Annotated in this window: 5 protein-coding genes; all 5 read right to left on the reverse strand. The window is 46.9% G+C overall.

Translation table 11 applies throughout. The features are described from left to right. A partial coding sequence (locus ACRC27_RS02025; RefSeq protein WP_438639070.1) for an AAA family ATPase occupies window positions 1–939 on the reverse strand: 939 nt, incomplete at its 3' end. A gap of 32 nt (window positions 940–971) precedes the next feature. Beyond that, on the reverse strand, window positions 972–1748 hold the full coding sequence (gene icmH / locus ACRC27_RS02030) for a type IVB secretion system protein IcmH/DotU (protein ID WP_438634458.1): 777 nt from the start codon (window positions 1746–1748) through the stop codon (window positions 972–974). Window positions 1749–1756: 8 nt separating this feature from the next. Next, window positions 1757–3097, reverse strand: coding sequence for a type VI secretion system baseplate subunit TssK (gene tssK, locus ACRC27_RS02035; RefSeq protein ID WP_438639071.1), 1341 nt, complete (start codon window positions 3095–3097; stop codon window positions 1757–1759). Between the two features lie 2 nt (window positions 3098–3099). Next, window positions 3100–3615, reverse strand: a complete 516-nt coding sequence (tssJ, locus tag ACRC27_RS02040; protein WP_438639072.1) for a type VI secretion system lipoprotein TssJ — start codon at window positions 3613–3615, stop codon at window positions 3100–3102. Next, window positions 3615–4332 (reverse strand): type VI secretion system-associated FHA domain protein TagH (gene tagH / locus ACRC27_RS02045; protein WP_438639073.1); only part of this gene is annotated, 718 nt, incomplete at its 5' end. The genes tssJ and tagH, both read right to left, overlap by 1 nt.

Raw genomic sequence — 4332 nt, forward strand, 5'->3', positions numbered from 1 at the left:
CAACCCACCGGCCTGATTACCCGCACCTATCAACGTATGCGCTTCATCAATAAAGAGGATCACCGGATATTTAGCCGCATTAACCTCCTGAATAACCCCATTAAAGCGTTTTTCAAACTCACCCTTTACTGATGCTCCGGCCTGCATCGCGCCCAGATCAAGAGACAGCAGTATGACATCACGTAATTTTTCTGGCACATGGCCGGCCACTATCCGCAGTGCCAGCCCTTCAATAAGCGCGCTTTTACCGACACCCGCCTCACCGACCACAATCGGGTTGTTCTTACGGCGGCGAGATAAAATATCAATCATCAAATCAATTTCATGATCTCGGCACAGTACCGGATCAATACCGTTGTTGCGCGCCAACTCGGTAATGTTTTGTGTAAACCTTCCCAGTAATGACGCTTCGGCCAGCACAGCCACTTTATCTGTAGAAACTGATTTAATGTCAGGTTCAATATTCGTTTCGGCTGACTCGCTAACCCACTCATCAAATTGTTGATGCACCAAATCACGATTAATGACCATCAACAGCCGAACAACAGCAGTAGGCAGGTAGCGGGAGGGTGTCATTAGCAGTACCAGCAACAAAATCCCACTTCGCAACTGAATATGCTTAAATTGGGCGGATGCGAGCAACCAACTATCCTGTATCCATTCCACCAGCAGCGGTGAAAAAGCGGGGTATCCTGGTTCGAAAGCATGGCTCGTATTGGCAGGTTGCAACAATGTACGTAGCGCGACAATATCTACTCCGGCGCGCTGCATAATCATTCTGGCATCACTTAGAGGGGTCTCTACCATGTTGAGCAATAGGTGCTCAATACGGATCTCAGCGCCCTGATGACTGACACACTGGGCCGCAGACTCTTCGAGCATATGCCGACACACAGGATTAAGTCTTTCCACCAATACAGGCAGTTCGATACGAATCAAAACAAGTTCTCCTTAACTTATTTTAATTAAACTTATTTCAATAATTCATTTAACTGACGCAGCACATCCTGAGTCTGGTTATCTAACCGGCTATAATAAAAAATGAATATACCTAGCAGAGTAATGACCGTTCCAATACATAGACTGCGTAATGAAATTTCCGGTTTTAATGGTGAACTCGAAATCTGTTGTCCTAAATTAAGATGAAAGACTATTGGGGAATCATCACAATCTACACTCAATTGGTGGTGCAACTGCCGAACAACCCGCTCAAACTCTTCACGCCCATGGTTCATCACGCGATAACGCCCTTCAAATCCAAGACACAAACACAGATAAATAAACTCCAGTACCTCACGGTAACGAGCTGGGTCTTCTTGTAATTTGTTTAGCAGTACAAAGACCTTTTCACCTCCCCACGTTTCATTATGAAAGCGGGTAAGTAAAGAGTGTTCCGACCATTCACTCAAGCTGCCCCACTCTTGGCTCATCACCGCTTCATCAATAAAAGTGCACAAAATGTAACGAAAAGAGAGCACCATACCATTCTCATATCCATGAGCGATCAGCTCCTGTTCGATAGCCTGAATTTCAGTGACTACCCGCTGATAAAGTTCAGCAACCTGATCATGACTAGAGAGTTGTCGAATGCGTAACACCATGCCCAACAGTGGGGTTACTGCATCAATGATCGGATTAATACTGTACCCACGAAGACGAAACCAGTAATCAGAATCGAAATCGAGCTGAGTAGCATGGTCGTATAAAAGATCATTGAGTTGCTCATGTTTGATTATGTCGGTGGTCATTAATCGCTTCATCCCTGACTGCGAATCGCCCAAAATTGCATATCTAACTCAGGAAAACTTCCTGCGATATGGAAAGCCAATGTGTTGCCTTGAACCAACATTTGCCATGCAGGGCTTTGCCTATCTAATTGGAAATAGCTGTAACCTGCGTGGTAAGGCAATTGGCGTGGCGCAACCGGCAGAGGCAGTAAGGGAATACCCGGCAGTTGTAAATTGATAAGTTCACGGATTTTCTCACTGGAGGCTATTTTGGTCTGTTGCTGAAACTGTTTACGCAGCTGCTCTTGTGGCATACGCGCACGCACCGCCAACACAAATTCAGCACGGGTCATCAACTCCCGATCCCCAATAACAGCAACCAGCACACCATGCTGATGCTTTCGTAACTGAATAGAGACGGCTTTTGGTGAAAGCACGGTACTGAGGGCTTGACGAAGTGCCAACATCACAGGCTCAAAGCTCGTTTGTGGTTCATCATGTTGATATGCAGGAAATTCAGGGGGTAAACGAGACTCATCCGTAAAGGTCATCAACTCACCGCACAGTTGCACCAATGCTTCATGTAGCCGCTCTGGATGTAATGTATCAAGGCGCGCCAAATGAGATAACTGAGGCTGCGCGCGGTTGAGCAGTTGCAACATCATAAATTCTGCAACATCAGCCACACCCTGCTGGCCAGGTGCAGCTAAACGCTGTGCTAAACTACGCGCTCGTTCAGCAACCAGACCTGCCGACTCTCCTAAAAAGCGTTTCAACGCTGAAATAGCAGAAATACTGATACTGCAAGGCATGAAGTTCGGATCAAGCACCAATCCGCCATCTGGCCGTTTATCCCTAATTCGGGCTATCGCAATGGCTGCATACGCACTACGATCTTCTCGCTCAAGCATCAAACGCAGACTTACTTTCCCCACTTCCAGTGAGGTCACATCACCACTGTCACTGTGCAGATCCCTAATATCATGACGGCTTGCTTGTATTCTTGTCGCAACAGCATGCCCCACCTCCCCAACTTCTTTAACACCACTGATAGATAAAGGTAGAGTCAGATAAATCTTTTGATTGGCCACTGAAACATCAGTGATCTCGAGCGGAGGTGGCAGCATATCATCAGCCGGAAGATTAAATACCGTACCATCAGGCATGACACCACGGGCACTCACCAATGCTATCCGACCAAATCCGAGGTACTCTTCATTAAGCGTCAGAGATTGTAATCCGTAAAAATAATCGCTCAGTGCACTAAAACGGGCATGCAATATGTGATCAGTATGCCGCTGTTGCTGCTGAAAATGCTGAGGTTTAATAAACAACCCCTCGCGCCAAATCACCTTATTTCGGCTCGACATGGTTATTCTTCTTCTTTTTGCAGTTCAACATCACTCTGACGCAGATGCACCAGAATCTGATAAGCCCGCCCGGTATAATTCACTTTTACCACCTTGCGCCACTCAGCCTGATCAGGCTCAGAATAGCGAGCGATAACAGCGACATAACGAACACCCTCTTCCAGTACCACCGGTGGTAAATACTTAAACTGCCCAGGTAATAACGTGTAATCTTGATGATTTATATAATTTTTCCCTAAGGCTTTCGCCACATCATCTGTCACCTGATCGTAGTCAGTAGCCAGCAAACGTGAGTCTTCGGATAGCATCAGCACCTGAAACTCTATTGGGGCAGCATCACCACTCTCATTCGGATTCACATCAGGTTCTGCGAGCAAAGTCAGCCCTACGGTCGAGGGTTGCTCTGCATGACTACCCACTTGTATATCCGGATTCATCACAACATCGGTTATTTTGCCGAGCGTAGTACAACCGGCCAGTAAAAATAGCCACAGTACAAACCATAATGTCCGCATCATCAGAACTGTTCCTGCTGTTCACGCACAGCTCGGTCATAGGCTTGGTCATAAACTTGATGAAATAATTTATCGAACCCTTGTTGGCGCACCGAGGTCAGTTCACGGTAATAGTGTTGATACATCGTCCATGCCCAGCCCTCTTCATGCTCCATTGATAAGCTAGTACGGCGATAGTGAGTAAAACGCCCTAACAACGCTTGCGGAGAAAATGCCTGCAAAATATTGTCTAGCGCAGCCGCTATAGCCTGTTGATTAGCAATATGGTGTATCCGTACATTACGTAGCACTTCATTGACCGCAGCAGGCGCAGACAGATGTACAGGGCTTTTACCATCAGCAAACAACAACGCCAATGTCGCCTCATAATCTAGCCCCAAACGCAGAGGATTATCCTCAATCGGGCGAAGATGCTTATCTGCCAAGGCTGCCTGTTCAACCTGCAAAGTGAGCAGCCCCTCTACCATTGCACGTAACGTTTTGCCGATCTCTTCGAGCATCTCATGCGCTTGCTGGCTATCTTTAGTCTGTAGCCGCTGACCTAATCCGTGCATAAGCGGTGTGAGTGCCACATGATCAACATCATCCTCTTCAGTTGATAGGGCATACGGGTGATCAATGCTCGGCATATCAATGAATTCCTGATCCATGGTGTCCTCGATAGCTGAAAAAAGGGGTGCAGAGATAGCAGGTATTAACACCGAGTGTTCCGTTACCGGA

The organism is Plesiomonas sp., from assembly GCF_051650925.1.
In the GTDB taxonomy this organism is placed as follows: Bacteria; Pseudomonadota; Gammaproteobacteria; order Enterobacterales; family CAMTGL01; genus Plesiomonas.